This window comes from Streptomyces sp. RFCAC02 (assembly GCF_004193175.1).
In the GTDB taxonomy this organism is placed as follows: Bacteria; Actinomycetota; Actinomycetes; order Streptomycetales; family Streptomycetaceae; genus Streptomyces.
The window spans coordinates 5,793,163-5,819,290 of record NZ_SAUH01000001.1 but is presented as its reverse complement, the minus strand read 5'-3'; the positions used below and the strand labels follow the sequence as shown (position 1 = coordinate 5,819,290).

General features: G+C 72.2%; 18 protein-coding genes. 7 read left to right on the top strand and 11 right to left on the bottom strand.

Annotated features, from left to right (window positions below; all coding sequences use genetic code 11):
- Positions 1 to 4: 4 nt before the first annotated feature.
- Positions 5 to 844, bottom strand: coding sequence for a phosphotransferase (locus EMA09_RS26790; RefSeq protein WP_129843531.1), 840 nt, complete (start codon positions 842 to 844; stop codon positions 5 to 7).
- Between the two features lie 370 nt (positions 845 to 1,214).
- Between EMA09_RS26790 and EMA09_RS26785 the strand changes: the two genes are divergently transcribed.
- The gene (locus tag EMA09_RS26785) at positions 1,215 to 2,759 is read left to right on the top strand and encodes a GDSL-type esterase/lipase family protein (protein WP_129843530.1); all 1,545 of its coding nucleotides are present in this window, start codon (positions 1,215 to 1,217) and stop codon (positions 2,757 to 2,759) included.
- 53 nt (positions 2,760 to 2,812) lie between these two features.
- Here EMA09_RS26785 and EMA09_RS26780 read toward each other — a convergent pair whose 3' ends face one another.
- Positions 2,813 to 4,351 carry an alpha-L-arabinofuranosidase C-terminal domain-containing protein gene (locus EMA09_RS26780; RefSeq protein WP_240796588.1) on the bottom strand — a complete coding sequence of 513 codons (1,539 nt, stop codon included), beginning with the start codon at positions 4,349 to 4,351 and terminating at the stop codon, positions 2,813 to 2,815.
- A 97-nt stretch (positions 4,352 to 4,448) separates the two neighbouring features.
- Positions 4,449 to 5,444, bottom strand: coding sequence for a LacI family DNA-binding transcriptional regulator (locus tag EMA09_RS26775; protein WP_129843529.1), 996 nt, complete (start codon positions 5,442 to 5,444; stop codon positions 4,449 to 4,451).
- A gap of 195 nt (positions 5,445 to 5,639) precedes the next feature.
- Between EMA09_RS26775 and EMA09_RS26770 the strand changes: the two genes are divergently transcribed.
- Positions 5,640 to 6,965, top strand: coding sequence for a glycoside hydrolase family 27 protein (locus EMA09_RS26770; RefSeq protein WP_240796587.1), 1,326 nt, complete (start codon positions 5,640 to 5,642; stop codon positions 6,963 to 6,965).
- 94 nt (positions 6,966 to 7,059) lie between these two features.
- Positions 7,060 to 7,629 carry a DUF488 domain-containing protein gene (locus EMA09_RS26765; RefSeq protein WP_129843528.1) on the top strand — a complete coding sequence of 190 codons (570 nt, stop codon included), beginning with the start codon at positions 7,060 to 7,062 and terminating at the stop codon, positions 7,627 to 7,629.
- Between the two features lie 71 nt (positions 7,630 to 7,700).
- Here EMA09_RS26765 and EMA09_RS26760 read toward each other — a convergent pair whose 3' ends face one another.
- A complete protein-coding gene (locus EMA09_RS26760) occupies positions 7,701 to 8,723 on the bottom strand; it encodes a zinc-dependent alcohol dehydrogenase family protein (RefSeq protein ID WP_129843527.1) in 1,023 nt (340 codons plus the stop codon).
- A 234-nt stretch (positions 8,724 to 8,957) separates the two neighbouring features.
- On the opposite strand from EMA09_RS26760, the gene EMA09_RS26755 reads away from it, so the two are divergent.
- On the top strand, positions 8,958 to 9,884 hold the full coding sequence (locus tag EMA09_RS26755; protein WP_129843526.1) for a helix-turn-helix transcriptional regulator: 927 nt from the start codon (positions 8,958 to 8,960) through the stop codon (positions 9,882 to 9,884).
- On the opposite strand, the gene arsB is transcribed toward EMA09_RS26755, so the two are convergent.
- Both arsB and EMA09_RS26745 read right to left on the bottom strand, forming a co-directional pair.
- Positions 9,840 to 10,892 (bottom strand): ACR3 family arsenite efflux transporter, encoded by a 1,053-nt coding sequence (arsB, locus tag EMA09_RS26750; protein ID WP_240796732.1) that lies wholly within the window; start codon positions 10,890 to 10,892, stop codon positions 9,840 to 9,842. The genes EMA09_RS26755 and arsB overlap by 45 nt on opposite strands.
- Before the next feature lie 62 nt (positions 10,893 to 10,954).
- Positions 10,955 to 11,269, bottom strand: coding sequence for a metalloregulator ArsR/SmtB family transcription factor (locus EMA09_RS26745; RefSeq protein ID WP_129843524.1), 315 nt, complete (start codon positions 11,267 to 11,269; stop codon positions 10,955 to 10,957).
- 68 nt (positions 11,270 to 11,337) lie between these two features.
- Between EMA09_RS26745 and EMA09_RS26740 the strand changes: the two genes are divergently transcribed.
- Both EMA09_RS26740 and EMA09_RS26735 read left to right on the top strand, forming a co-directional pair.
- Positions 11,338 to 11,757 (top strand): arsenate reductase ArsC, encoded by a 420-nt coding sequence (locus tag EMA09_RS26740; protein WP_129843523.1) that lies wholly within the window; start codon positions 11,338 to 11,340, stop codon positions 11,755 to 11,757.
- A 286-nt stretch (positions 11,758 to 12,043) separates the two neighbouring features.
- Positions 12,044 to 12,466 carry a hypothetical protein gene (locus EMA09_RS26735; protein WP_129843522.1) on the top strand — a complete coding sequence of 141 codons (423 nt, stop codon included), beginning with the start codon at positions 12,044 to 12,046 and terminating at the stop codon, positions 12,464 to 12,466.
- A gap of 45 nt (positions 12,467 to 12,511) precedes the next feature.
- On the opposite strand, the gene EMA09_RS26730 is transcribed toward EMA09_RS26735, so the two are convergent.
- The 3 genes from EMA09_RS26730 to EMA09_RS26720 form a co-directional block, all read right to left on the bottom strand.
- Positions 12,512 to 12,889 carry a hypothetical protein gene (locus EMA09_RS26730; RefSeq protein ID WP_129843521.1) on the bottom strand — a complete coding sequence of 126 codons (378 nt, stop codon included), beginning with the start codon at positions 12,887 to 12,889 and terminating at the stop codon, positions 12,512 to 12,514.
- Positions 12,886 to 17,277 (bottom strand): RHS repeat-associated core domain-containing protein, encoded by a 4,392-nt coding sequence (locus tag EMA09_RS26725; protein WP_346655878.1) that lies wholly within the window; start codon positions 17,275 to 17,277, stop codon positions 12,886 to 12,888. Before EMA09_RS26725 ends, EMA09_RS26730 begins: the two co-directional genes overlap by 4 nt.
- A gap of 144 nt (positions 17,278 to 17,421) precedes the next feature.
- Positions 17,422 to 18,666, bottom strand: coding sequence for a serine/threonine-protein kinase (locus EMA09_RS26720; protein WP_129843519.1), 1,245 nt, complete (start codon positions 18,664 to 18,666; stop codon positions 17,422 to 17,424).
- A gap of 229 nt (positions 18,667 to 18,895) precedes the next feature.
- Here EMA09_RS26720 and EMA09_RS26715 point away from each other — a divergent pair, with 229 nt between their 5' ends.
- Entirely contained in the window at positions 18,896 to 23,491 is a 4,596-nt protein-coding gene (locus EMA09_RS26715) for a DUF6531 domain-containing protein (RefSeq protein ID WP_129843518.1), read from the top strand.
- A gap of 26 nt (positions 23,492 to 23,517) precedes the next feature.
- Here the strand turns inward: EMA09_RS26715 and EMA09_RS26710 are convergent, their stop codons facing one another.
- The gene (locus EMA09_RS26710; RefSeq protein ID WP_129843517.1) at positions 23,518 to 24,240 is read right to left on the bottom strand and encodes a choice-of-anchor M domain-containing protein; all 723 of its coding nucleotides are present in this window, start codon (positions 24,238 to 24,240) and stop codon (positions 23,518 to 23,520) included.
- Between the two features lie 67 nt (positions 24,241 to 24,307).
- The gene (locus EMA09_RS26705) at positions 24,308 to 26,074 is read right to left on the bottom strand and encodes a choice-of-anchor M domain-containing protein (protein ID WP_129843516.1); all 1,767 of its coding nucleotides are present in this window, start codon (positions 26,072 to 26,074) and stop codon (positions 24,308 to 24,310) included.
- Positions 26,075 to 26,128 lie beyond the last annotated feature (54 nt).

Genomic DNA, 26,128 nt, shown 5'->3' with positions numbered 1-26,128 from the left:
GCGGCTACGCCCCGTCGCCGGCGAGCGCCGCCCGGATCTCGCCGAGCCACTCCTCACCGAGGCGGCGCCCGTCGGGGAACTGGTCGTCCCGGTCCCAGCGCCACACTGTGATGACCGCCAGCACGAGGAGCCTGCACGCACGCAGCAGGTCCGGATCGGTGTCCGGGCAGTACGACCCGACTTCCTCGGGGGCGTGGGCGATGTCGAACTCCACCGGCCCGCGGCAGCAGGTCTCGAAATCGATGAACAGCGGCCCGTGCTCCGTGGGGAGCAGGTTGCCCGGGTGCGGCTCGCCGTGGAGCAGTTGATCATCACCGCCGCGCTCGCGGAAGACCTGCCGCAGGCGGCGCAGCGTGTCGCCCAGCAGCTCCCGGTCCGCGTCGGCGAGCGCGGGTGTGCGGTCCCGATCGGCCACGAGTCGTTGCGCGTACTCGATACGGTCCGTGAAGTGCGGTGCCGGGACATCGAGCCCGCGCATGCCGGCATGCAGCCGCGCCAGCGCGTCGGCGTAGGCGGCCGGTGGGATCCCGTCCGATGTGGCGGGCTCGTAGTAGGTCCACAGCGTGACCGCGAAACCGTCGCGCTCGTGGACGCGCGACTCCACCCGCGGATCGAGGGCCGCCACCGGGCAGCCGGCTGCGGCGAGCCGTTGAGCGAGGTCGATCTCGAACTGCGCGACCTGTTGATCCATGGGGGCCACCCGGGCGAGGATGTCGCAGGGCAGCAGACGCAGCGTCAGCTTGTTCGAGTTGTGGAGGACGACCGCGTCGTCGGCGGCCAGGCCGGACGAGGAGACGATCGCCTTCGCGGCGGCCACCGCACGCCGTACCTCTGACTCCTGCATGGTCGCCCGTACCCCTCTCAGCCGGCTCGCGGACCGCGAGCCCGCGAACCGTACCAATCCGCCGGCGGGGAGTCCCGGCATTTTGTGGGCCGCACCCGCCCGGGGCGTGACGGTGTCCGCGTTCGAGGTCGCGGGCGACCGGATCAGCTCATCCGGTTGATGCGGAACCCCGACAAACCGCGCCGTTGGGCGGCGGCCTGACCGTACGACAGGTGTGTGCACGGATCTTGACGGCACGGCACGGGCGTTGGGAACCTTCCGTCCCGTAACCCCTCGCTGTCTCCGGGCTGCCGCGCCCGCCGTGAATGAATCGTTTCACTCACGGCGGGGGCGGCTCGACCGTCCGGACGCATCACAGAAGGAGCCAGGAATGGGCGCAACCGAACGCCGTACCGGTGGAGGACGCAGACGCGGCCTTCTCGCCGGCACGGTCGCCGTGCTCGCCGGCGCGATCACCGCGGTCTGCGGCATCGCCGCCCCCGGGCAGGCCGCCGCCGCGGACGACGACGGGGTGACGGTGTACCTCGCGGGCGACTCGACGGTGCAGACGTACGACCCCTACTGGGCGCCCCAGGCCGGCTGGGGCCAGATGCTGGACCGCTACTTCTCCGACGAGGTGACCGTCGCCAACCACGCCATCGGCGGCCGCAGTTCGCGCTCCTTCGTGGAGCAGGGCAGGCTCGACGCCATCCTCGATGAGATCCAACCGGGCGACTACCTGTTCGTGCAGTTCGGCCACAACGACGCCTCGGTCGGCATCCCCGAGCGCTACACCTCGCCGGCCGACTACAAGGAGTTCCTCCGCGACGACTACATCGGCGGCGCCCGTGAACGCGGCGCGATCCCCGTGATCGTCACGCCCGTGTCCCGCCGCTCCTTCGACGCCACGACCGGCCTGTTCGACGTCTCCTTCCCCGAGTACGTCCGGGCCGCGACCGAGGTGGCGGCCGAGGAGTACGTCCCGCTCGTCGACCTGTCCGCCGCCAGCCGCGCCTACCTCGACTCGATCGGCCCCGAGGAGGCGGAGTCCGTCTTCCTGCACGTCCCGGCCGGTGTCTACCCGAACCGGCCCACCGGGACCATGGACGACACCCACTTCCAGGAGTACGGCGCCATCCAGATGGCCCGCCTCGTCGCCGGCGAGGTCGCGGGGCTCGACGTCCCGCTGGCCGACCGGGTCGTCGACGTGGAGCCGCCCCGGCACGCCCCGCGCAAGCCCCACGGGCTCGCGGCAGGCGACGTGTCGAACGTCGGCCTGCGGCTGACCTGGCGGCAGGTGCGCGGCGCGGACATCTACCGCGTGCAGAAGCGGCTCGCCGGAGACCCGGCCGCCGAGTGGACCCTCGCCACCACCTCCACCATCCCCCTCGCCGACGTCACGGGACTCACCGAGGGAACGGCGTACGAGCTGCGGGTCGTCGCGGTCAACGCCGCCGGCGACTCCAAGCCGTCGAAGCCGCTCGCCGTCACCACCCGGGTGCCGGACGCCCGGTTCGACTTCGGCCCGGCCGGCGCCCCGGTCGCCGCCGGCTGCACCGAGGTCACACGCGGGACGCTGTACGCGGACGGCGCCGGCTACGGCTTCGTCGACACCACCGGCATGATCGACCGGGACCGCGGCGCGGCGCTCGGCGACCTCGACCGCGACTTCGTCGCCTTCTTCGGCGGCCGGTACGAGTTCCTGGCGGACGTCCCGAACGGCACCTACTCGGTCACCGTCCACGTCGGCGACCTGCTGGGGACGGCCAGGAGCAGCTTCGCCGTCGAGGGTGTGGAGGTCGGCGGCGCCTCGGCAGGCCGGGGCGTGACCACGCAGACGTTCAACGGCATCGAGGTCACGGACGGGCGGCTCGATGTCGCCGTGTACGGCACGACCGCGCACCTCAACGGCCTCGACATCACCCGCGTCGGCTGACGTGCCACCGGCGGCCGGGGCGGGAGTTCCCGCCCCGGCCGCCGGGTCCGGGATCAGGCGATCGGCGCCCGGACGGTCAGGAAGGCGTGCGGCGGGACGGTGAGGGCGATGCCCCGGTCGGTGGCCGTCACACCGTCGAAGGGGCGGGGGGCGATGGTGTCGGGGGCCTCGGCGGTGTTGTGGTCCTGGATGCGGTCGGCGGTCAGAACGCGGGCGGTGGGGGTGCCGATGCTGCCGCCGCGCAGGTCGATGGCGACCTCGGCCGGCCGGTCGGCGTCGAGGTTGGTGAGGGAGACGAGCAGTTGCCCGTCCTTGACGCTGGCGGAGACGGACAGGGTCCGCAGCTCGGTGTCACCGACGGTGCGGTGCAGGTGGTCACCGGTGAGGTGGACCGCGCGGGACGAGGCGTCCTGGTGGTCCTTGTTCATCTCGAAGACGTGGTACGTCGGGGTACGGACCAGGGTGTCGCCGTCGGTGAGGAGCATGGCCTGCAGGACGTTGACGGTCTGGGCGATGTTCGCCATGTGCAGGCGTTCGGCGTGCTTGTGGAAGATGTCGAAGTGCAGGCCGGCGACGAGCGCGTCGCGCAGGGTGTTCTGCTGGAACAGGAAGCCGGGGTTGGTGCCGGGCTCCACGTCCCACCAGGTGCCCCACTCGTCCAGGACCAGCCCGACCGTGCGGTTCGGGTCGTACACGTCCATGACGCGCGAGTGGCCCGCGAGGACACGGTCGATCCGCGCGGCCGACGCCATCGTCCGGTAGTAGTCGTCCGTGTCGAAGACGGTGGCGCTGCCCTTCGCGTCCCAGGGGCCGGAGAGCGTGTAGTAGTGCACGGAGACGCCCTGGAAGAAGTTCTTCGGCGTCGCCTCGCAGCCGAAGCAGCTGATCTGCTTCATCAGCGTCTCGGTCCACGCGTAGTCGTCGTCGGAGGCGCCCGACGCGATGCGGTAGAGCGTGTTGTCGCCGTGGTCGCGGCAGTAGGTGGCGTACTGGCGGGCCAGGTCGGCGGAGTACTCGGCGCGCATGTTGCCGCCGCAGCCCCAGGTCTCGTTGCCGATCCCCCAGTACTTCACGCGCCAGGGCTCCTCGCGCCCGTTCGCCTTGCGCAGCCGCACCATCGGGCTGTCGCCGTCGCGGGTGAGGTACTCGACCCACTCGCTCATCTCGCGCACCGTGCCGCTGCCGACGTTGCCGCTGATGTACGGCTCGGCGCCGAGCAGTTCGCACAGGGCCATGAACTCGTGGGTGCCGAAGTGGTTGTTCTCCTCGACGTTGCCCCAGTGGGTGTTCACCATGCGGGGCCGCTCGGCGCGCGGGCCGACGCCGTCGCGCCAGTGGTACTCGTCGGCGAAACAGCCGCCGGGCCAGCGCAGGTTGGGGATCCGGAGCGCCCGCAGCGCCTCCACCACGTCCAGCCGGATGCCGCCCTCGTTCGGTGTCTCCGAGTCCTCGCCGACCCAGAACCCGCCGTAGACGCAGTGGCCCAGGTGCTCGGCGAAGTGACCGTACAGATGACGGCTGATGACGGGACCCTCGATGTCGAGATTGATGATCGCGGTACCCCGCGCGGGGTTGGACACGGTGACCTCCACAGGCGGATGTGTATCGATACAAAAGCTGACGGGCCTGCTGCGCGTCAAGGGTTCCGCACGTGATCCCGCTCGCGCGGGACGCGCGATCGCCGGCGTCCTACGCGGTGGATTCCCGTTCCACGAGGCGGAAGGGACCGATGATGTCGCGCGGCTGCCCGAGCCCGTCGTCCTTGCGGATGCGCCGGACGAGCAGGCCGACGGCCCGTGCCGCCATCCCGTCGGTGCCGGGATCGATCGTGGACAGCGACGGCAGCGTGTAGGCGCCGACCGTGATGCCGTCGAAGCCGACGACCCTCACGTCCCCCGGCACACGGAGCCCCGCGTCCGCCAGGCCGCGCATGGCGCCGAGCGCCACGGTGTCCGTGACGGCCACGACACCGTCCACACCGGCTTCCGCGCCGGCCAGGCGCCGCGCACCGGCCGCGCCGCACTCCAGCGTGAGTTCGGGCACGGGGACGACAAGGCCCGCGTCGTAGGGCAGGCCCGCCGCGCGCAGCGCCTCCCGGTACCCGGCGTGCCGCAGGGAGGAGACGTTCGTCCCGGTGAGGTCGGGGCCCGTGAGCATGGCGATCCGGCGGCACCCCCGGTCGATCAGGTGCGCCGTCGCGGCACGCGTGCCCTCGGTGTTGGGCATGGCGATGTGGTCGACCGGCCCGTCGAAGATCCGCTCGCCGAGCACGACGACCGGGAAGTCCACCCGCAGCAGTTCGCGGTCGGCGGGGCCGAGCCCGACGGCGCTGAGGATCAGGCCGTCGTACATGCTGTTGCGCGACCAGGCGATGGCCTCCAGCTCGCCCTCGCGGTCGGCGCCGGTCTCCTCGATCACGACCTGGTACCCGGCGGCGCGGGCGTGCCGGATGATGCGGGCGGCGAGCTCGCCGTAGTACGGCCGGTCCACCTCGGGCACGGCCAGCCCGATGACCTGCGTGCGGCCGGCGCGCAGGTTCCGGGCGGCGACGTTCACGCGGTAGCCGAGCCGGTCCATCGCGTCGAGCACCTTGGCCCGCGTGCTCTCGCGCACGTGGGGGCGGTTGTTGATGACGTTGGAGACGGTCATCGGCGAGACGCCGGCCGCCCGGGCGACGTCCTGCATCGTGACGATGGCTCGCCCTCCCGTCCCGTGCGGCCGAGTGCTGTGACGGCCCCATGGTATCGGCGGGCCCGTCGGCGCCGTCCTTGACAGCCGCAGGTGAGCGGCGTCCAATGCCCGGCGTGTGCCCGGTCTCCGGAACGGGCCGCCGCGCGGGCCGACATCCGCGCGAGCGCGCGAGAGTGAGGACGAGCCCCCATGCCCCGACCCGCACGCCCGATACCGGACCGGCACCTGCGTCCGCCGATGGGCTGGAACTCCTGGGACTGCTACGGGACCACCGTGACCGAGGAGGACGTCCTCGCCAACGCCGCCTTCATGCACGACCACCTGCTCGCGCACGGCTGGGACACGGTGGTGGTGGACATCCAGTGGTACGAGCCGACCGCCCGCGCGCACGGTTACAACGCCGACGCGCCGGTCGTCCTGGACGAGTACGGTCGCCAGTCGCCGGCGCCGAACCGTTTCCCCTCGGCGGCCGGCGGGGCGGGCTTCCGGCCGCTCGCCGAGCGCGTGCACGCCCTCGGCCTGCAGTTCGGTCTCCACATCATGCGCGGGATCCCGCGCCGGGCCGTCGCCCTCGGCCTGCCCGTCGCGGGAACGGCGTGGACCGCCGACGAGATCGCCGACACCACGTCCGTCTGCCCCTGGAACTCGGACAACTACGGTCTTGACCACGATCACCCCGGCGCGCAGGCGTACTACGACGCGCAGGTGGCACGGTTCGCCGAGTGGGGCGTGGACTTCGTCAAGGCCGACGACATGCTGTTCCCCTACCACGAACGGGAGATCACCGCCTACGCCCGCGCGATCGAGCGCAGCGGGCGGCCGATCCGGCTCAGCCTGTCACCCGGCACCGACGTGTCTCTCGCCCGTCTGGACCACCTGCGGGAGTGCGCCACCATGTGGCGGGTCTGCGACGACCTGTGGGACCGCTGGGAGGATGTCGAGGCGCAGTTCGCCCGCATGGCCCGGTGGGCACCGTGGCAGGGCCACAACGGGTGGGCGGACGCCGACATGCTGCCCCTCGGGCGTATCGGGATCCGCGCCGAGCGGGGCGACGACCGCCTGTGCCGCCTGACCCCGGCCGAGCAGACGAGCCTGATGACGCTGTGGCTGATCTCCCGCTCCCCGCTGATGATGGGTGGCGACCTGCCCACCAGCCCGCCGGAGACGATCGGGCTGCTCACCAACGACGAGGCGCTCGCCGTGCTGTGGCACAGCAGGGGCAACCGCGAGGTCCTGCGGGAGGGGGACACGGTGCTGTGGACGGCCCGGGAGGAGGACGGGCGGTGCCGCTGGGCTGCCGTGTTCTCGACGGCGGACGTTCCCCGGCGCGTCACCGTCCCCCTCGGCTCGATCGGCGCGCGCCCGGACGACGGCGTACGGGAGCTGTGGTCGCGCACGGAGACCCCGCACGACGGGCGCCACCTGCACATCGACCTCCCGGCCCACGGCGCCGCCCTCTACCGCCTCACGCCCGCGCGGGCCGGGCAGGGCGGAGGAAGCGGATCGGCGGCGTAGCGCGTGCGCGGGGCGTCGGCGGCGCACTCCCCCGGGCGGGCCGCGCGGCGTGCCGCTTCCGGTGTCCTGATGGGGCCGTCGGCAGAATCGGGGCATGGACGACCGTGCCGCGAGGGGTGATGCCGCGTCGGAGCTGGTGACGTTCGGGCACGGCACGGCGGGTCTCGACGAGCTGGCCGCCCTGCTGCGGGACGCCGGTGTCGCCGCCGTCGTGGACGTCCGCACCGCGCCGGGCAGCCGCCGCAACCCGGAGGTCGGCCGCGACCACCTCGCCCGCCGGTTGCCGGAGCACCGCATCGCCTACCGCTGGGAGCCGGCTCTCGGCGGCTTCCGCAGACCGGCCCCCGACTCGCCCGACACCGTCTGGCGCAACGCCTCCTTCCGCGGTTACGCCGCCCACACCCGCTCCCCCGACTTCGTCGCCGCGATGGGGACGCTGCTCGACCGGGCCGCCGGTGTCAGGACCGCCGTCATGTGCAGCGAGTCCGTGTGGTGGCGCTGCCACCGCCGGCTCATCGCCGACTTCGCCGTCGTGGCCCGCGGCGTTCCCGTCCGGCACCTCATGCACGACGGCCGGCTCACCCCGCACCCGCCGACGCCGGGCGTACGGCTGAACGACGACGGGCTCCTCGTCTACGACGGCCGGACCGGGCGGGATGGCTGAGTCCGCCTCACGGCCGCGGGCGCCGAGCGCTCGGGTGTCCCGCCGTCGCCGCCGTGACGTGCGCGGGCCGGTCACCCGCGCAGCAGGGCCTTGATGGCGCGGCGTTCGTCCATGGCCCGGTACGCCTCGGCCGCTCCGTCGAGGGGGAGGTCAAGATCGAAGACCTTGCCCGGGTCGATCGCGCGGCTCCAGATCAGGTCGATCAGATGCGGCAGGTACTGGCGTACCGGTGCGGGGCCGCCGTGCAGGTGGACGAGCGAGGAGAACAGCCGCTCCATCGGCAGGGCGACGCCGTGCGCGACGCCGACGAACCCGACGTGCCCGCCCGGCCTCGTGGCGCTGATGGCCTGTGTCATCGACTGCTCGGTGCCGACGGCCTCGACCGCGCAGTGCGCGCCGAGGCCGCCGGTGAGTTCCCTGATCCGGGCCACGCCCTCGTCGCCGCGTTCGGTGACGATGTCGGTGGCGCCGAACTCCCGGGCGAGTTCCTGCCGGGCGGTGTGGCGGCTCATCGCGATGATCCGCCCGGCGCCGAGCTGCCGCGCGGCGAGCACCGCGCACAGCCCGACGGCGCCGTCCCCGACGACCACGACGGTCCTGCCGGGACCGGCCTGCGCGGCGACCGCGCCGAACCAGCCGGTGCCCAGGACGTCGGAGGCGGCGAGCAGGCTCGGGATCAGGTCGTCCGGCGGCGTGCCGGGGGTGGCGATCAGGGTGCCGTCGGCGAGCGGGACCCGCAGACGCTCGGCCTGCGCGCCCAGCGTGCCCATGAGCACCCGGTGGACGCATCCGCTCTGGTACCCGGCCCGGCAGATCTCGCAGGTGTTGTCCGACGCCCAGAACGAGCCGACGACGAACTGGCCCGGCCGGACGGTCGTCACGTCCGCGCCGACCTCCTCGACCACGCCGACGTACTCATGCCCCATCGGGGTGGGGCCGTCCACCGGCTCGACCCCCCGGTACGGCCACAGGTCCGATCCGCAGACGCAGCTCGCCGACAGACGGATCACCGCGTCCGTCGGCTCGACGATCCGCGGGTCCTCGCGCTCCTCCACCCGCACGTCACCGGGGGCGTGCATCACGACACCGCGCATGGCTGCTCCTCCTCGCTCAGAGTGTCCGGCCGCGGGGCGGGCCGCGCGGCCCCGGCCATTGAAGGCCGGGCGCCGGCGCGGAGGGCTCAGGGCGCAGCCGGGCGGCGGCGCGCCCACCCGTTCCGCCCACCTCGTGTCCGGGGCAACCCGCCGCGCGCCGGGCGGGACCGGCTCTGCTGAGGGGTGCACCGGCAGTACACCCGTCCCGCCGGGCGGAGGACGTACGGTCGGGGCATGGACAACCGCGCCGAAGTCCGCGAGTTCCTGACCTCGCGGCGGGCCAGGGTCACCCCCGAGCGGGCCGGGCTCCCCGCCGGCGGCAGACGCCGCGTCCCCGGGCTGCGCCGCAGCGAGGTCGCCGCCCTGGCCGACGTCAGCGTCGAGTACTACGCCAAGCTGGAGCGCGGCCACCTCACCGGTGTCTCGCCCGCCGTCCTTGAGGCCATCGCGCGCGCCCTGCGTCTCGACGAGGCCGAGCGGGCGCACCTGCTCAACCTCGCCCAGGCCGCCAGCGGCGCCGACACCCTCGCGCGTCCCCGCCGCCGCACCAGGGCGTGGACGCCGCACCGCAGCCTGCAGTGGGCCTTGGACGCGGTCACCGGCGGGCCGGCGTTCGTCCGCAACGGCCGTACGGATCTGCTCGCCGTCAACCGGCTCGCCCGCGCGTTCTACGACGAGGTCTACGCCGCCCGCCCGGAGCAGCCGAACCTCGCCCGTTTCGTCTTCCTCGACCCGGCGGCGCGCCGTTTCCACCCCGACTGGGAGCGCGACGCGGACATCTGCGTCGCCATCCTGCGCACCGAGGCCGGCCGCAACCCCCATGACAGGGACCTGCACGACCTCGTCGGTGAGCTGTCCACGCGCAGCGACGCCTTCCGCGTCCGCTGGGGCGCCCACGACGTCCGCCACCACGGGACCGGCGTGAAGCGGTTCCACCACCACGCCGTCGGCGACCTCTCCCTCGCTTACGAGGGCCTGGAGATGGCCGCGGCGCCCGGGCTCACGCTCACCGTCTACACGGCCGAGCCGGGCTCGCCGTCCGAGGAGGGCCTGCGCCTCCTCGCCTCCTGGGCGGCCACCCGGGACGCCTCCCACCGGGCAGGCCCTCCCCCGGGGTCAGTCCGGAGCCGCCGCGCCGTGCCGCCGGCGCAGGGCGAGTGAGACGTACACCAGCGCCACCAGGACGGGCACCTCGATGAGCGGGCCGACGACCCCGGCCAGGGCCTGGCCCGAGGTGACGCCGAAGGTGCCGATCGCGACGGCGATGGCGAGTTCGAAGTTGTTGCCGGCGGCGGTGAAGGCGAGCGTCGCGGTGCGGTCGTACGGCAGTCCCGCCACTCGCCCCAGGGTGTAGGAGCCGAACCACATGACCGCGAAGTACGCCAGCAGCGGCAGGGCGATCCGGGCGACGTCCCAGGGCCCGGAGGTGATGGCTTCCCCCTGGAGGGCGAAGAGCAGCACGATGGTGAAGAGCAGTCCGTACAGTGCCCACGGACCGATCCGGGGCAGTAGCCGGGACTCGTACCTCGCCCGGCCGAGCCGCTGTTCGCCGATGCGGCGGGTGGCGAAGCCGGCGACCAGCGGGACGCCGAGGAACACGGCGACGTTCAGGACGATCCTCCCCGCCGGGATGTCCAGGTGCTCGCCCTCGCCGAGGTTCAGCCAGCCGGGCAGGAGGTCGAGGTAGAACCAGCCGAGCAGGCCGAAGGCCAGGACTTGGAAGACGGAGTTCAGCGCGACCAGGACGGCGGCGGCCTCCCGGTCGCCGCAGGCGAGGTCGTTCCAGATGATCACCATCGCGATGCAGCGCGCGAGGCCGACGATGATCAGGCCGGTGCGGAACTCCGGGAGATCGGCCAGGAAGACCCAGGCCAGGGCGAACATCACCGCCGGTCCGAGCAGCCAGTTGATCAGCAGCGACGAGACCATGAGCCGGCGGTCGCCCGTCACGGCGCGCAGGCTGGTCGCGTCGTAGCGGACCTTGGCCAGCACCGGATACATCATGACGAGCAGCCCGACCGCGATCGGCAGGGAGACACCGCCGATCTCGAGACCGGCCAGGACCTCGTCCAGCCCGTCCACCGCCCGGCCGAGGACCAGGCCGGCGGCCATGGCGACGATGATCCAGGCGGGCAGGAACCGGTCGAGCGTGGAGAGCTTCCCGACGATCCCGGCCCGGTCGGCATCCGGGGATCCGACCCGCTCGGGGCCGGCCGGGGTCCTGGCGGTCGTCACGGGCAGGCCCGCTTCCGGTCGTTGCCCACGGTGGCGCGGGCGGTGGCGGCGAGATCCGCGAACCGCCCGGCCAGGCTTTCCAGAACGGCGGGCCGCAGCCTGTAGTAGGTGAACCGGCCGCACGGCTCGGTGTCCACGACACCGGCCTCCCGCAGCACCCGCAGGTGGTTGGAGAGGTTCGTCTGCTTCGCGCCGGTCTCCTCCACCAGGTGCGTGGTGCATAGCGTCTCGTGCGCCAGCAGCGTCACGATCCGCAGCCGCAGCGGGTCCGCCAGCGCCCGGATCAGATCAGTATCGACTGAAGTCAGCACGCGCTGATACTTTCACATCAGCAGCGGCTAATGCCACTCCGGTGTGCCGCCCGCACGAAGGAAGAGCCATGCCCTCCACCTCAGCCGCCTCGGTGCTGTTCGTCTGCGTCCACAACGCCGGCCGCTCCCAGATGGCCGCCGGCTTCCTCAGCCACCTCGCCGGCGACCGCGTCGAGGCGCGCTCCGCCGGCTCCCTCCCGGCCGGACAGGTCAACCCCGCCGCCGTCGAGGCCATGCGGGAAGTCGGCATCGACATCTCCGCCGAGCAGCCCAAGGTGCTCACCACCGAGACGGTGGAGGCGTCCGACTACGTCATCACCATGGGCTGCGGCGACACCTGCCCCGTCTTCCCCGGGAGGACGTACCTCGACTGGCCCCTCGACGACCCCGCCGGGCAGGGCGTCGAGGCCGTCCGCCCCATCCGCGACGAGATCCGCGCCCGCGTCGAGACGCTCGTCGCGGAGATCGACGCACGGCACGCACCCTGACCGCACGCCACTCGCGGTCGCAAAACGGCCGGCTGACGAACTCCCCCCGGAGCACTGCCACACCGACGGCACCCACCACCCGTCCGACGCGGCCGTCTTCGCCCCCGGGAAGGTGTCACGCGGCCCCCGCGGCGATTCCCTCCCCGGTCCACCGAAGAGACGGGACGCACCCTCAAATACCGCCCTGACTGCCGCATTCGAGCGCAGGACGCGGCGGCTTCCGCAAGGCTAGGATGCGTGCTCGTCACATCCACCGCGGTTCTCGTTCACGAAATGAGGGCTTTCCATGCGTCTCGTTCCCCGCTCCATACGCCGGCTCGGCATGGTGGCAGGCGTGGCGGCTGCTGCCGTCCTCGCAACGGCCACACAGGCAAACGCGCAGGCCGCTCCGCAGAACGTCGGCTGGCTCTACACGGGGAACGGCAGCGGCGCCGTGTTCTTCGACGCCGACCTGGCCGGATACGCGTCACAGGAGAAGATCACCGTCTGCGACAACACCGCCAACGGCTGGGGCATCGAGGCCGTGGTCCAGGGCACCAGCCCCTCCGGCGTCGAGAAGTTCGTCACCCTCCGGGACCCGTCCTCCGACGGCCACTGCGCGTCCGTTCACGCGAACTACTTCGCCGACGGCTACTTCGTGTGGGTCACCGTCTACGAGTACGCGGGGGACAGCGTCCGCTACACGATGAGCGCCCAGGGCGTCGCGTAGGACTCCCGGGCCGGCCGAGGCGGTCGCGTCCCACGTCCCCGCCGCTCAGCTCCGGCGCCGGTCCTCGGCCGTGAAGCGGGCGACGAGACGGACGGGTTCGACGGTGAGCCAGAGGAAGCAGGCGCGGCCGCCCTCGCTCAGCATGACGAGCGCGAGCGGCTCGCCCTCGTGCCGGGTCAGTTCGCCGACCAGTTCCCCCAGTTCGCCGGCGAGGGCGGATCCGGTGGCCCTGGCCGCCTCGTACCGGCGCCGATAGGTGTCGATCCAGTGACGGGTGTCGGCGACATGCCCGCGCCGGACGACCGACGGGGCATCCCGCAGCACGGCGCTCCACGCGGCGAGACCGGCGTCCCCGTGCCCCGCCGCGTACGAGTCGAGCACGTCCGCCAGTGCGCCCGACGACATCTCGATCTGTGGGTTCATCGCAAGCGCTCCGCGCCGTTCACCGGTCCCTCGATCAGTACTTCGGCCTCGTCGAAGTAGTCCGGCGACGGGACCGTCGGGTAGTCGTCGGCCGACACCCTGAGCACGACGCCGTTCTCCGTGGCCCGCTGCTCGGCCAGTGACCTCCTGGTCGTCCAGGAGGAATAGTCGCTCAGTCCCAGCACACCGCCATTGTGCTCCTCCGGCGTCAGCTTCGGCCCCGGCTTCCCCCATCCGGTGGGGATGACGTCACCGTTCACCGCGTCGGCGAAGTCGGGGTGGTCCGGCCAGACGCCACGGTAAAGATCGTCCTCCGGGTGGGCCGAGAGCCCCAACGGGTCCGTCCACGTCAGCGGGTTGACGACATAGGTGAACGCGTTCGGTGAGGGCACGAGCCCCAGGGGGTCGGGGCTGGTGTAGCGCGCGGTGTCCGGGTCGTAGTGGCGGTAGAGGTTGTAGTGCCAGCCGGTCTCCTCGTCGGCGTACTGGCCGGGGAAGCGGAGCGGCGTGTGCGCGGTGGCGGGCGCCGTCTCGCTGCCCCACAGGTTGGTGCTCACCGCGCGAGTGACGTCCGCCCCCGCGCCGAGCAGGTGTGTCGGCATGCCGACGAGGTCGGTCACCACCGCACGGAAATCCTGCTCGACGCCCGGGCCATGGGTGCTGCGAGCCGTCTGGGTGATCGGTTCCAGCCCCTGGTGGTCCCAGGTGAGGACGTGGGAGCCGCCGTCGCGGGTCGTCTCCTGCTCGACCAGGGTGAAGCGGTGCCAGGTGAAGTCCGTCCGCTCCGCCACGGCGCCGTCGTCGGCGAGGCGTTTCTTCGCCGTACGCCGGCCGAAGGGGTCGTAGGCGTAACGCCACACCGTGCCGTCCGGCGTCGTCGCGCTGACCAACTGGTCCTCGGCGTTCCACACATAGCGCCAGGCGCCCCGCTCCTTCGACATCGCGGCACGCTCACGTGCCACGACCCGCCCCGCACCGTCGTACCGGAACTCCGTCCGCCCGGCCCGGGTCAGCAGGCTGCCGGTGTACTGCCGTGCGCCCTGTGTCTCCGTCCCGCCGGACGGCCAGTGTGCGGCGCTCTGGTTGCCGGCTGCGTCATAGCCGTAGGACTCCTCACCGTCCGGAGTCGCGACGGTGACCACCCGGCCCATCTCGTCGAACGAGAAGGCACGGCTCCCCTCGTGGGCGTCCGAGATGCGCACGGGACTGCCGTCCGCACGGTAGTCGTAGTGACGGGACAGGAGGGACAGGCCGTCGCTCCCGGTCACGGCGTCCGAGGTCCTCCGCCCGCCGGCGTCCCAGGTCCGCGTGAGAGTGGCGAGGCCGTCCAGGTGACGGCTGCGTTCCCGGCCTGCGCGATCATGGGTGAACGTGAGCAGGTGCCCGCCGGTCGACAGGGTGGCTGGCTGCCGCGTCGGCGCGTACGTCCAGACGCTCGTGTGGCCGCTCGGCGTGCGGCGGGAGTGCCACTGGCCCACCGCGTCGTAGGTCATCGCGAGGGTACGGCCGTTGACCGTCTCCGACAGGAGGTTGCCCACGGGATCGTAGGTCCTGTCCACGACCACGCCCGGGCTGGTCGCCCGCAGGACACGTCCGAGGGGGTCATGGGCGAAGGTCGTGACCGTGCCGTCCGACGCCGCCTTCCGGACGCGCCGGCCCAGCACGTCGTACTCGATGGCGACACTCTGCCCGGCCGCGTTGGTCCGCCGGACCACCCGGCCCGCGGGATCGCGGTGGTAGGTGGTGACGCGGCCGTCGAAGTCGGATTCGCCGATGAGGCGTCCGGCCGCGTCGTAGCTGTAGTCCCAGGTCGTCCCGTACGAGGTCACGACGCCGGTGACGAGCAGGCGGGTGTCCCGCTCGAAGGTGTACGTCACCCCGTCCGGCGTGGTGCGCGAGGCGACCATGTCGAAGGCACCGTAGGTGTAGGAAGTGACTCCACCGTTCGGATCGGTGGCGCGCAGGAGGTTGCCCTCGGCGTCCCAGACGAAGGTCTGCACGGCACCGGTCGGAGCCGTACGGCGGCTCGGCCTGCCCTCCGGGGTCCAGGTGTACTCGGTCACCCCGCCTTCCTGGTCCGTGACCTCGACGGCGCGCCCGAAAGCGTCCCGGGTGACGACGGTGGTCCCGCCGCCGGCGTCGGTCACCTCGACGGGGAGCCCCGCCGCGTCGCACCGGATCCGTACGGTGTGTCCGGCGGCGTCGCTGATCGTGGCGGGTCCGCCCGTGTCGTGATGGGTGAAGCGGGTCCGGTTGCCCAGGGGATCGACCAGTTCTACGCGGTTCCCGGCGTCGTCGAACGTCTGCGTCCACACGGCGCCGTCAGGCTGCCGGAGTCTGGTCAGGGACCCGAGCGCATCGTACTCCATGCGGCGGGCGCTGCCGTCCGCACGCACCACCGCCACGATGTCTCCCAGGTCGTCGTACTCGTACCGGCTCGTGTGGCCCACCGGATCGGTGACGCTGAGCAGCCGGTCGTAACGATCGTGCTGGTAGGCCGTGGAGTTGCCGAGCGGGTCGGTGACCGAGGTGAGCCGGTAGCAGTCGTCGAACTGGAAGGTGGTGGTGTTGCCGAGGGAATCGCGGGCGGCGGTGCGGTGGTTCGCGCTGTCGTAGGCGTAGTGGAAGCGCAGTGCGTGTCCGGAGCCGTCGGTGCGCACGCAGCGGCCGGTCTCGTCGTACGCGTAGGAGTACCAGTAGCCGTTTCTGTCCTCCCAGCGGATCAGCCGATACTGGTCGTCGTACCGGAACGTCAGCGGCCGGCCGGACGAGTTGACGACCTCGGTGACGCTTCCCGCGGGGTCGTGCCCGAAGCGGAGCAGGACGGGCCGGTCGGGATGGCTGAGCAGCCGCAGTGCCGTGACGACGCCCCGCTCGGTCGTGATGCCGATGTGGTAGCCGGCGGTGTGGACGATGCCGGTCGGTGCTCCGCGGTCGTCGTGGGCGAAGCTGATGGCGTTGTTGTGGCGATCGGTGATGGCGGTGATTGGCAGGTCCGTACCGTGATGGCCCGGGACCTGCCCGAAGTGCAGGGTCCGGCCCGTCTCCCGCTGCACGACGGTCAGGGTGGAGGAGGGCCGCCCGTCCCAGTGCAGTTCCCACCGCGGCCCTTCGACGGGGAGCACGCCTTCCCCAGCGATGGGCCGCGGATAGACGAGGGTCATGCCGTCGGCGGTGAAAAACCTGACGCCGTGCGCGTCCAGCACGAGGCGCTGGTCGAGGGTGGAGGCCCACGAAGTGCCGAACAGGCGGCCCGCCCGGTAGGAGGAGATGTGGTGGCGTTCCAGGACGAGGGGCAGGACGCCGGGGAGGCTGACGTCGGTGGCGGACAGGAGCAGTTCGCCGGTGGCCATGTCGACGGGGTCGCCGCAGGCGGTGCGGCCGTTCATCGGGATGCCGTCGCCGCGCGTGCGGCGGCCGAGCTGGAGGGCGCCCTGGCGCAGGCCCTTCAGGCCGGTGCGGGCGGCGGCGAGGCCGCCCTTCAGGCCCCGGGCGAGGCCGCCGAGGGTGGTGAGGCCCTTCATCCCGGGAATGCAGTCGAGTACGGCGAACGCGACGTCGAGGAGACCGGCTTCTCCCCGGGCGTATTTGATCAATGTGTCGGCGAGGACGACGAGGGCGGCTGCGAGGACCACCCAGGCCAACGGCCCGCCGATGATCATGACGACGATGCCGAGGACCGCGACGATCGCCTTGCAGACGTCGACGATCGTGTCCCAGTTCTCCGTCACCCAGTGGATGGCGTCTTCCCACCACTTGCGGTTCTGGATACCGGCGTCGGACGCCTCGTCGATGTCACGGGCGGCCTCGCGGGCGGCGTCCTCCCGCATCTCCCGCGCCTGCTCCGCCAACTGGCGGGCGGCGTCGAGGCGGCCCTGTGCGTCGTCCACCCGGCCCTGAGCCGACTCCTGCGCCTGCTGGGCGGCCTGCCGATCACGCGTCGCAGCACGCACCTCCGCATCGTCCGGCGGCTGTGCACCCTCGCCCTCGCGCTCCAGACGGTCCGCCTCATCCCCCGCACGCGACACCCAATCCTGTGCGTCACCCAGGGCGTTCTGCGCGGCCGTCAGGTCGGCCTGCGCGGCGATGGCACGTTCCAGCGCGCGGTCCGCGTCCCCCTGCGCGGTCTCCAGCTTCGGCCAGTACGTCTGCAACGCCTGCGCGCATAAGTCGTAGCTGTTCCGGAGTTTGGTCAGATTTTCGGGGACGCCGTCGAACTCGTCCCGGAAGGCGTCCGCCGATAATCCCGACCAGTCCTGGACGGCACTGTCCCCGGCAAGCCCCCGGATCTTCCCCAGCGCCTCACCCACATCGTCGGCGAACGTCTGCAAATCATCCGCCAACGTGCGGACCTCGTCCGGATTCCCCGGAGTCGGATCCGACTCCATCCCCACCGGCGACCAATCGGACGCACGAGCCATGGCGTTCCCCCTCGAAGCCGCGTCGCCGGAAGCATCCCGCATGCCCCCGCGCGCATACCGGCCGCTCGCCTCAAGTGACGGCGCACACGGGTGCTTCGGTTCCCGGCAGGGCTACGGCCGCGCGGTCGTCCGGCGGGTGCGGACGTCCCGGTGGGCGTACGCACCGATGGCCAGCGCCGTCACCACGTAGAGGAGCCAGAAGCCGTACTCGAGCGAACGTTTCCAGCCGTCGGAGAAGTAGGGAGGATCGGACGTCGCCTGCCATCCGAGACTGATCACGGTGAGAACCGCTCCGGCGTAGCCCGTCAGCCGCGTCGCGGTCCGCGAGCCGGGGGTGAGGAGCATGTGCGCGACCAGGAGCGCCGCTGTCCCGATGCCGAACCCGATGCTGGTCACGGCTCCCCACGCCGGCGCGGACCAGTCGGAGAAGGCGCCGTCCCGGATGATCTGCCGGCCGAAGAACTCGTGGACGGGATTTGTCCAGCCCTCGCCCCCGTAGCCGGGCAGGAGAAGGACCAGCGTGTACAGCAGCGAGGCCAGCGCCGGGGGTCCGATGCGCGCCCACCGCTCCGGCGCGGTCGACGGCTCGCGGCGCGGCGTCGTGGGGCCCGTGGCGGCGCGCAGCAGTGACGCGCACTCGGCGGCCGTGGGCCGCTCCGCGGGGTGGGCCGAGGTCATACGGGTGAGCAGGGAAAGCAGGGGCTCACGGAGCGAAGCACGGACATGGGGCATCAGGTGCGCGACCGGCATGCGGTGGCCGGTGAGCTTCTCGACCAGGACGACGCCCAGCGCGTAGACGTCCGACGCAGGTGTCGCGGCGTGGCCCCTGAGCTGTTCGGGGGCCATGTAAGCGGGGGTGCCGAGGTACTTGCCCGTGGTGGTGGCGGCGCGGGTGAGCGATGCGTCGTCGCGGGATATGCCGAAGTCCATCAGCACGGTACGCCCGTCCGCGCAGATCATGATGTTGGCGGGCTTCACGTCCCGGTGCACGATCCGCGCCGCGTGGACGTGTGCGAGGACGTCCGCGAGCCGTGCCCCGGTCTCCTCGACCGAGTCGACCCGGGCGAACTCCCAGGTGACGCCGTCGAGCAGTTCCATGACGAGGTAGGGCAGGGGCACGCCGTCGTGCTCGGCGGTTCCCGCGTCGTGGACGGTGACGATGCTGCCGTGCCGCAGTGCGGCGAGCGTGCGGGCCTCGCGGGCGAACCGGTCGGCCGCCTCGGGGTACTCCCGCACGCCGGTGACGAACTTGACGGCGACCCGCCGGCCGAGGGTGCGGTCCACCGCCTCCCACACCTCGCCCCACCCGCCCCTGCCGAGGAGCCGTTCCATGCGGTAGCGGTCCCCGACGGTCATGCCCTCGTGCACCCGAACCCCCCGTCGTGTCTCCGAGTCGGTGAAGTGGTCAATCTAGAGCAGGACGCCAAGACGGGTGGTGAACACTCGGTCGTCATGTGGTCGGATTCCGCGACGACTTGGGTCGGTTTCCGGAAGAACCCGCAGGCGGAGGCCGCCTTGTGGCACGGCGGACCGGCCCGCTAACGTCGTGATTCCGCAGTGACCACACCGTGATCGAGGGTTTCGCATGGCGCGTCCGTCCGACTGGAGCCCGGTCGATCTGGCCTCCGACCCGACGCCCGGGGATCCGAGCGACGTCCGTGAACTCGCCGACTCGCTGCAGACCTTCGCCGACGACGTCGGCGAGGCTCTCGGGAAGATCCGGGGCATGGCGTCCGACGGCGCCGTCCAGGAGTGGTCCGGTCTCTCGGCCGACCGGTTCAGGGACGAGTTCGACGGTGTCCCCGACAACCTCGCGAAACTGCAGACGTCCTACGAGCTGTGCGCGCACGCCCTCCAGGGCTACTGGCCCCAGTTGGAGACGGCCCAGGGCATGGCCGACCGCGCCCTGGAGCGCGCCATCGCCGCCCAGGCGGATCTGGGCCTGGCACAGGGCCAGTTGGGGGATTCCGAGGACTGGGTCGGACGTGCGGGCGCCGAGGCCGACCGTCTCCGGGAGGAGGGGGAACGCGAGGGGGCGGAATCGCCCGACGAGAACGCCGTCCGCGCCGCCACCCGTGACCACCAGGCCGCCCAGGAGGCACTGGCCACGGCCCAGTCCCAGGTCGACGAGGCCGAGGGCAGGCTCGACGCCGCCCGCCGGCTCGCCCAGGACGCCCTCGCGCTGCGGGAGGAGGCCGCGCGGACCTGCGCGCAGAGCGTGGACGAGGCGTCCGACGCCGGTATCCGCAACCGGTCCTGGTGGGAGAACCTCATCAAGTGGGTCACCGACGCCTGGGACACCATCGTCGCCATCTGCAAGGTGATCGTCGCCGTCCTCGGCGTGATCGTCATGATCATCGGCGGGCCGCTGACCTGGATCGTGGTGGCCGCGGCCGCCGTGGTCCTGCTCGACTCGGTCATCAAATTCGCCAACGGCGAGGGATCGTTCCTCGATGTCGCCTTCGCCGCCCTCGACTGCATCCCCGGCATGAAGGGCCTCACGACGCTGGGCGGCCTGGCCGCCGGGCTCAAGGGCCTGGCCAAAACGGGGCTGCGCGGCCAGGGCATCGGCGCCCGCGGGCTCGGCAACATCGGGCGCGGCAGCGGCGTCCCGATCGGCAGCCGCAGCGCGTGCGGCGACCCGGTGGACATGGCCACCGGCGAGGTGATCATGTCCGCCACCGACGTCGGACTCCCCGGCGTCCTGCCGCTGGTCGTCGAACGCCATCACCTCTCCTCCTACCGCGGCGGCCGTTCGTTCGGCCGGTCCTGGGCGTCCACGCTCGACCAGCGCCTCGTCCTCGACCAGGGTGGCGTGCGCTTCCACACGGCCGACGGCATGATCCTGGAGTACCCGGTCCCGCTCACCGACCCCGACATCCCGGTACTGCCGGTCGAGGGTCCCCGCTGGGGCCTCGCCTGGGACGGCCGGCCCGGCAGCCCGCTCACCGTCCGGCAGGGCGCCCGCACGCTGCTCTTCCGCACGCTGCCCGGCCGGCCCGGCGGCGAGCTGTCCCTCACCGCCCTCACCGACCGCAACGGCAACCGGATCGACATCGAGCACGACGACGCCGGCCGCCCCACCGCCCTCGTCCACTCCGCCGGCTACCGCGTCGGGGTCACCACGACGGACCGCGGCCGGGTGAGCGAACTGCGGCTCCTCAGCGACCCCGAGCAGCCCGTCCTCCTGCGCTACGGCTATGACGAGGACGGCAACCTCGCCGAGGTCCGCAACTCCTCCGGCCTGCCTCTGCGGTTCTCCTACGAGGACAAGCGGCTGACCCGCTGGGAGGATCGCAACGGCCACTGGCACACCTACGAGTACGACGACGCCGGCCGCTGCGTCCACGCCACCGGCACCGGCGGCTTTCTCGAATACCACTACGCCTACGACCCGGAGAACCACCGCACGACCGCCACCGACTCACGCGGCCACACCACGGTCTACCAGTTCAACGACTGCTATCAGCTCATCGCCGTGACCGACCCGCTCGGTCACACCAGCAGCACGACGTGGGACCGCTACGACCGCATGCTGTCGGCCACGGACCCGCTGGGCCGCACCCAAGCCTTCGAGTACGACGAGCACGGCCACGTGACCGCGGTGATACGCCCCGACGGGCTGCGTACGCTCGCCGAGCACAACGAGTTCGGCCAGCAGACGACGGTCGTCGAGGCGGACGGCACGGTCTGGCGCCAGGAGTTCGACGACCGGGGCAACCCGGTCGCCCTCGTCGACCCGCTCGGCGGGACCACGCGCTACACGTACGACGAGCGGGGCCGGGTCAGCTCGATCACCGACCCCACGGGCGGCACGACCACCGTCGAGACCGACGCGGCGGGCCTGGAGCTGCGGGTCACCGATCCCCTCGGCGGCACCGTCGGCTACGAGCGCGACGCCTTCGGGCGCCCCGTCGCCGTCACCGACCCGCTGGGCGCCGTCCACCGCACCGAGTGGAGCGTGGAGGGCCGGCTGCTGCGCACCACCGATCCCGAGGGCAACACCGAGACCAGCACCTGGGACCCGGAGGGCAACTGTCTGTCCCGCACCGCGGCGGACGGCTCGACCACCCGCTACGAGTACGGTCCCTTCGACCTGCCCACCGCGGAGATCAGGCCGGACGGGGCGGTGTTCGCCCTCGCGTACGACACGGAGCTGGCCGTCTCCCGGGTGACCAACCCGCAGGGACTCACCTGGGAGTACACCCGGGACGCCGCGGGACGCCTCGTCGCGGAGACGGACTTCGACGGCCGCACCCGGACGTACGCCTACGACGCGGCCGGGCAGCTCGTCTCCCGCACCGACAGCCTCGGCCACACGGTCACCTTCGGCCACGACCTCGCCGGGAACGTCGTCGAGAAGGACGCCGACGGGCGGCGCACCACGTTCACCCACGATCCGCAGGGCCGTGTCCTCACGGCCACGAATCCCGACGCGACCGTCACCTACGAGCGCGACATCATCGGCCGGGTCCTCGGCGAGACCGTCAACGGCGCCACCGTCACGCACACGTACGACGCCGTGGGCCGGCACACCTCGCGCGTCACGCCGTCCGGGCACCGCACGGAGCTCACGTACGACGCCGCCGGCGTCCCCGTCCTCATCACCAGTGCGGGGCGCCCGATCCGGTTCGAGCGCGACGGCACGGGCCGGGAGACGCGGCGGACCGTCGGGGAGCGGCCGTTCCTGAGCATCACCCAGAAGTGGGACGCCCTCAGCCGGCTCACCACGCAGACCCTCACCGCCCCGGCCGGCCCCCTGTGGGCACGCTTCTTCACCTACCGGCCCGACCGCCGTCTCGCCGCGCTCGACGACTCCCGGCACGGCAGGACGGCGTTCACCCATGACGCGGACGGCCGCGTCACCGGCGTCACCGCCCCGGAGTGGACCGAGTCCTACGGCTACGACGGCGCGGGGAACCAGACCGAGGCGCGGTGGTCAGGGCCGGCCCACGACACGGCGGCGGCCGGCGACCGCGAGTACACCGGGCTGCGTCTCACGCGCGCCGGCGGCGTCCACTACGAGAGCGACGCCGGGGGCCGCGTCGTCCTGCGACGGCGCAAGCGGCTCTCCAAGAAGGCCGAGTCCTGGCGCTACACCTGGGACGCCGAGGACCACCTCACCGACGTCGTCACCCCCGACGGCAGCCACTGGCACTACCTCTACGATCCGTTCGACCGGCGCATCGCCAAGCAGCGGCTCGACGGGGGCGGCGCCGTGGTGGAGGAGACCGCCTTCGTCTGGTCCGGTTCCGAGCTGGTCGAGCAGAGCGTCACCGCCCCGGGCCGGGCTGAGCGGACCACGCTCACCTGGGACTACGACCAACTGCGCCCGCTGGCCCAGACGGAACGCACCGTCCCGCTCGACGGCGGGGCGCCGCAGGACGAGGTCGACGCCCGTTTCCACGCCATCGTGACCGACCTGGTCGGGGCACCGACCGAGCTGATCGACGAGACGGGCGCCGTCGCCTGGGCCGCCCGCAGGACGCTGTGGGGGGCCGGCGGCGACACGGACGGCACGCCCCTGCGCTTCCCGGGCCAGTACGCCGACCCCGAGACCGGCTGGTACTACAACTACCACCGGCACTACGACCCGGTCACCGCCCGCTACACCTCGCCGGACCCGCTGGGCCTCACTCCGTCGCCGAACCCCGTCGCCTACGTCTCCGATCCCCAGATGTTCGCCGACCCCACCGGTCTGGCCCCGTGCTGCCCGCCCCCGTACAGCCGCCCGCCCCACAACCACACACAGGACGGACGGCCCGACGGCGAGATCGTCCTCACCGGGCACGGCGTCTTCGTGGAAGTACCCCGCAACCCCTCCTTCTGGGACAGGTTCAGGAAGACGGAGTTCAAGGTGCCGAAGGGCACGAGCATCGCCGTCTACACGCACCACGGCGGCTCGATCAACGGGGCGATGAACGGCCGGATCCAGGTGGGCACCGCCGACCCGTTCCGCGTCTACGGGCCGGGCGAGCGCATCCCGAACTACCACCTCCTGCCGAAGGACTCGTGGTGGCAGCCGACCGGGAACCCGGTCACGGTGAACAGTCCGGTGCAGTTGTCCGATCTCGTCAAGAAGAACATGGGGCGTGTGCACTGGGCGGCCTGCCTGACCATCCAGCGGGGCAGTCAGGGGTTCGAGCGGACGGAGCCGAACGGGCCGCTGCTGCCGATCTGAGCCGTGAGCCGGAGGGCGGTGCCTCGTCAGGCGGGTCGGTCGCCGGTTCGGTGTGCGCGGCGGCGCAGCAGTGTCACGGCCGCGAGTGCGAGGACGACCGCCGTGGCCGCCACCGCCGGGGCCATGCCGGTGTTCGCGCCGCCGTCGGCCGGGACGGCGGCCGAGGCCGCGTCGCCGACGAGGAAGCGCAGGTCGGCCGAGGGCCGCGCCGTCTCCCCCGAGCCGGAGACGATCGTGGCGGTGAACGTCACCTCGTAGGTCCCCGGCTCGCTGAAGGCCCAGTTGGCGTGCGCGTGGGTGTTGGGCTCGATCGCGAGGTCCTGGCCCGTGCCGACCCCGTCGAAGACCTGCCGGGGCGGGCGGAAACCCCCGTAGTCGAAGAAGACGTGCAGGTCTCCGGGCCCTTCCAGGTCGTGCAGGGAGAAGGTGATGGAGGCGGGGGGATCGGCCTGAAGCTCCTCGTGCTGGGTGTTCCAGCCGAGCCAGAGCACGTCCGGCAGCCGGGTCTGCGGGATCAGGAAGACCGGATCGCCGGCGCTGCCGAGGAAGGCGTAGTCGCCGTCCTCCGGCACGGTCTGCTCGGCGTTGTCGCCCAGCCGCAGTACGACGTCGGCGGGGTCGCGCCACACGGCGTTCCCGGAGGAGTCGTCCTTGATGCGGATCTCCCATGCGCCGTCGATGAGCGCCGGGCCTATGTCGGCGTGGCCTTCGTCCAGTTCGTCGACACGGGTTCGTGCGGCTCGTGGCACGGTGTTTCCTCTCGGGCGGGAAGGTGCCGGGGTGTCGCCGCGGGCACCGGCGGCGACACCCCGGGCGTCAGTCGGCGGACCGGTTCCTGCGGGAGCGCAGGACGAATACGGCGATGACCGCGAAGATCACGAGGAGCCCCACGGTGATCAGGGCCATCCGGGTGCCGCCGGACGCGTCGTCGGCGGCGTCGCCGTCCGTTTCCGCGTCGGCCGTCCCGGTCTCCTCCGAGACCGCGAGCGCCGCCGCGCTCGACTCGGCGATCGCCTCACCGCCGTCGCCGCGCACGACGGCACGGACCTCCGCGCCGTTCCACCCGGCGTCGACGACCTGGTCCAGCGTGGTCCCGTCCGCACCGTCCAGGACGGTGAACCCGTTCTCGCCGCTCTTGCGCACGGACCACTCGATCTCCGCCCCCGGCTCCGAGGTCTCGGCGGTGAACGACGCGGTGTCGCCCACGGCGTAGTCGTCCCGCTCCGCGCGCACCTCGACCGTCGCGGCCGGGGCGGCGTCACCGCCCGGCACGGAGATCCGGATCGGCGGCGACTCGGCGAGGACGGCGTGGCCGGCGTCGAAGAGCCGCGCGGTGATCATGGCGCCGTCGAGTTCGGGGGTGATCTCCAGGTCCTGGTCGGCGAGGCGCGACTCGGGGATCCACTCGTAGGACTCCTCACCGGCCGGCCTGAGGTACCAGTGGTAGTGCTCGTCGTCGGTCGGGGGGTTCTGCGCCGAGGTGAAGTGCGCCGTGTCGCCCGCCTCGTAGGTGTCCCGGTCGGGCGTCACGGTGAGCGCCGTGGTGGGTGGAAGCGCCCGCACCCGGAGCGTCACCGGGTCCGAGGTCTCGGCCACCGTGCCGTCGGCGGCGATGCGTTCCGCGTACACGGCCGTGCCGTCGAGGTCCCGGACGGGCTTCGTCGTGAACACCGGGGCGTCCTGGGAGTCGTCCGGGGACGCCTCCCCCGTCTCCGGGTCGACCGTGTACCACCGGTAGGTGTCCGTCTCCGCCGCGTCGGGTGACAGGGCGGTCAGGTTCACGGTCTGTCCGACGAAGTACTCGGCGTCCACCTTGTCCGGGACGAGCGTCAGCCCCTCGACGGTGTCGGCGGGCTCCGGGTCGGTCTGCCGGACGGGTGCCGTCGCGGTCTCGGCGGGTTCGCCGACGATGAAGCGGACGGTCGTGTCGTCGGAGAGCGGGGTGCCGTCCGCGAGCGTCACATCGACGGTGAAGTCGATGTCGTACGTGCCCTGTTCGGTGAACGTCCAGGTGGCGTGCGTGTGCGAACCGGCCTCGCCGGTGACGGAGGTGAACGTCGATCCGGGCACGAACAGGCGGCTCACCTTGCTGCCGTCGAAACCGCCGGGCTGGGTGACCGCGAAGCGGGGCTCGTCCGCCTCACCGGCGTAGCTGAAACCCGCGTAGCTGACCTTGACGGTGCCCTGCAGCACTCCCTGCCCGATGCCCTCGAACGACCAGCCGGGCCAGACGACCGACGGGTCCTGCACCTCGGTCGAGGTCCACGCCTCCGTTCCCTCGGGGCCGAGGAAGTCGTAGCCCTCGGGGAGGGTCACGTGCGAGGTCTCGGTGTCCGGTATGTGGAGCGCGACGTCGTCCGGGTCCACCACACCGTCGGGCGTGAGCGTCCGCACGTCGAGCCGGCCGTCCTCGATCTCGGGGTAGACCGCGTCGACATGGACTCCGGCGCCGAGCAGCTCCCGTCCCTCGGCGGGGTCGTGGGCGGCGGCCTGTGTCGTGGGCGTGATGGCCGCGAGCGCGCCGATCAGCCCGGCGGCGAGGGTCGTGCGACCGATGCGCCGTCGTCTCACGGAGTGATGCATGAGGTTCCTTTCCCTGGCGCTCGGGGGCGAGCACCCACCACGATGGTAATGAAT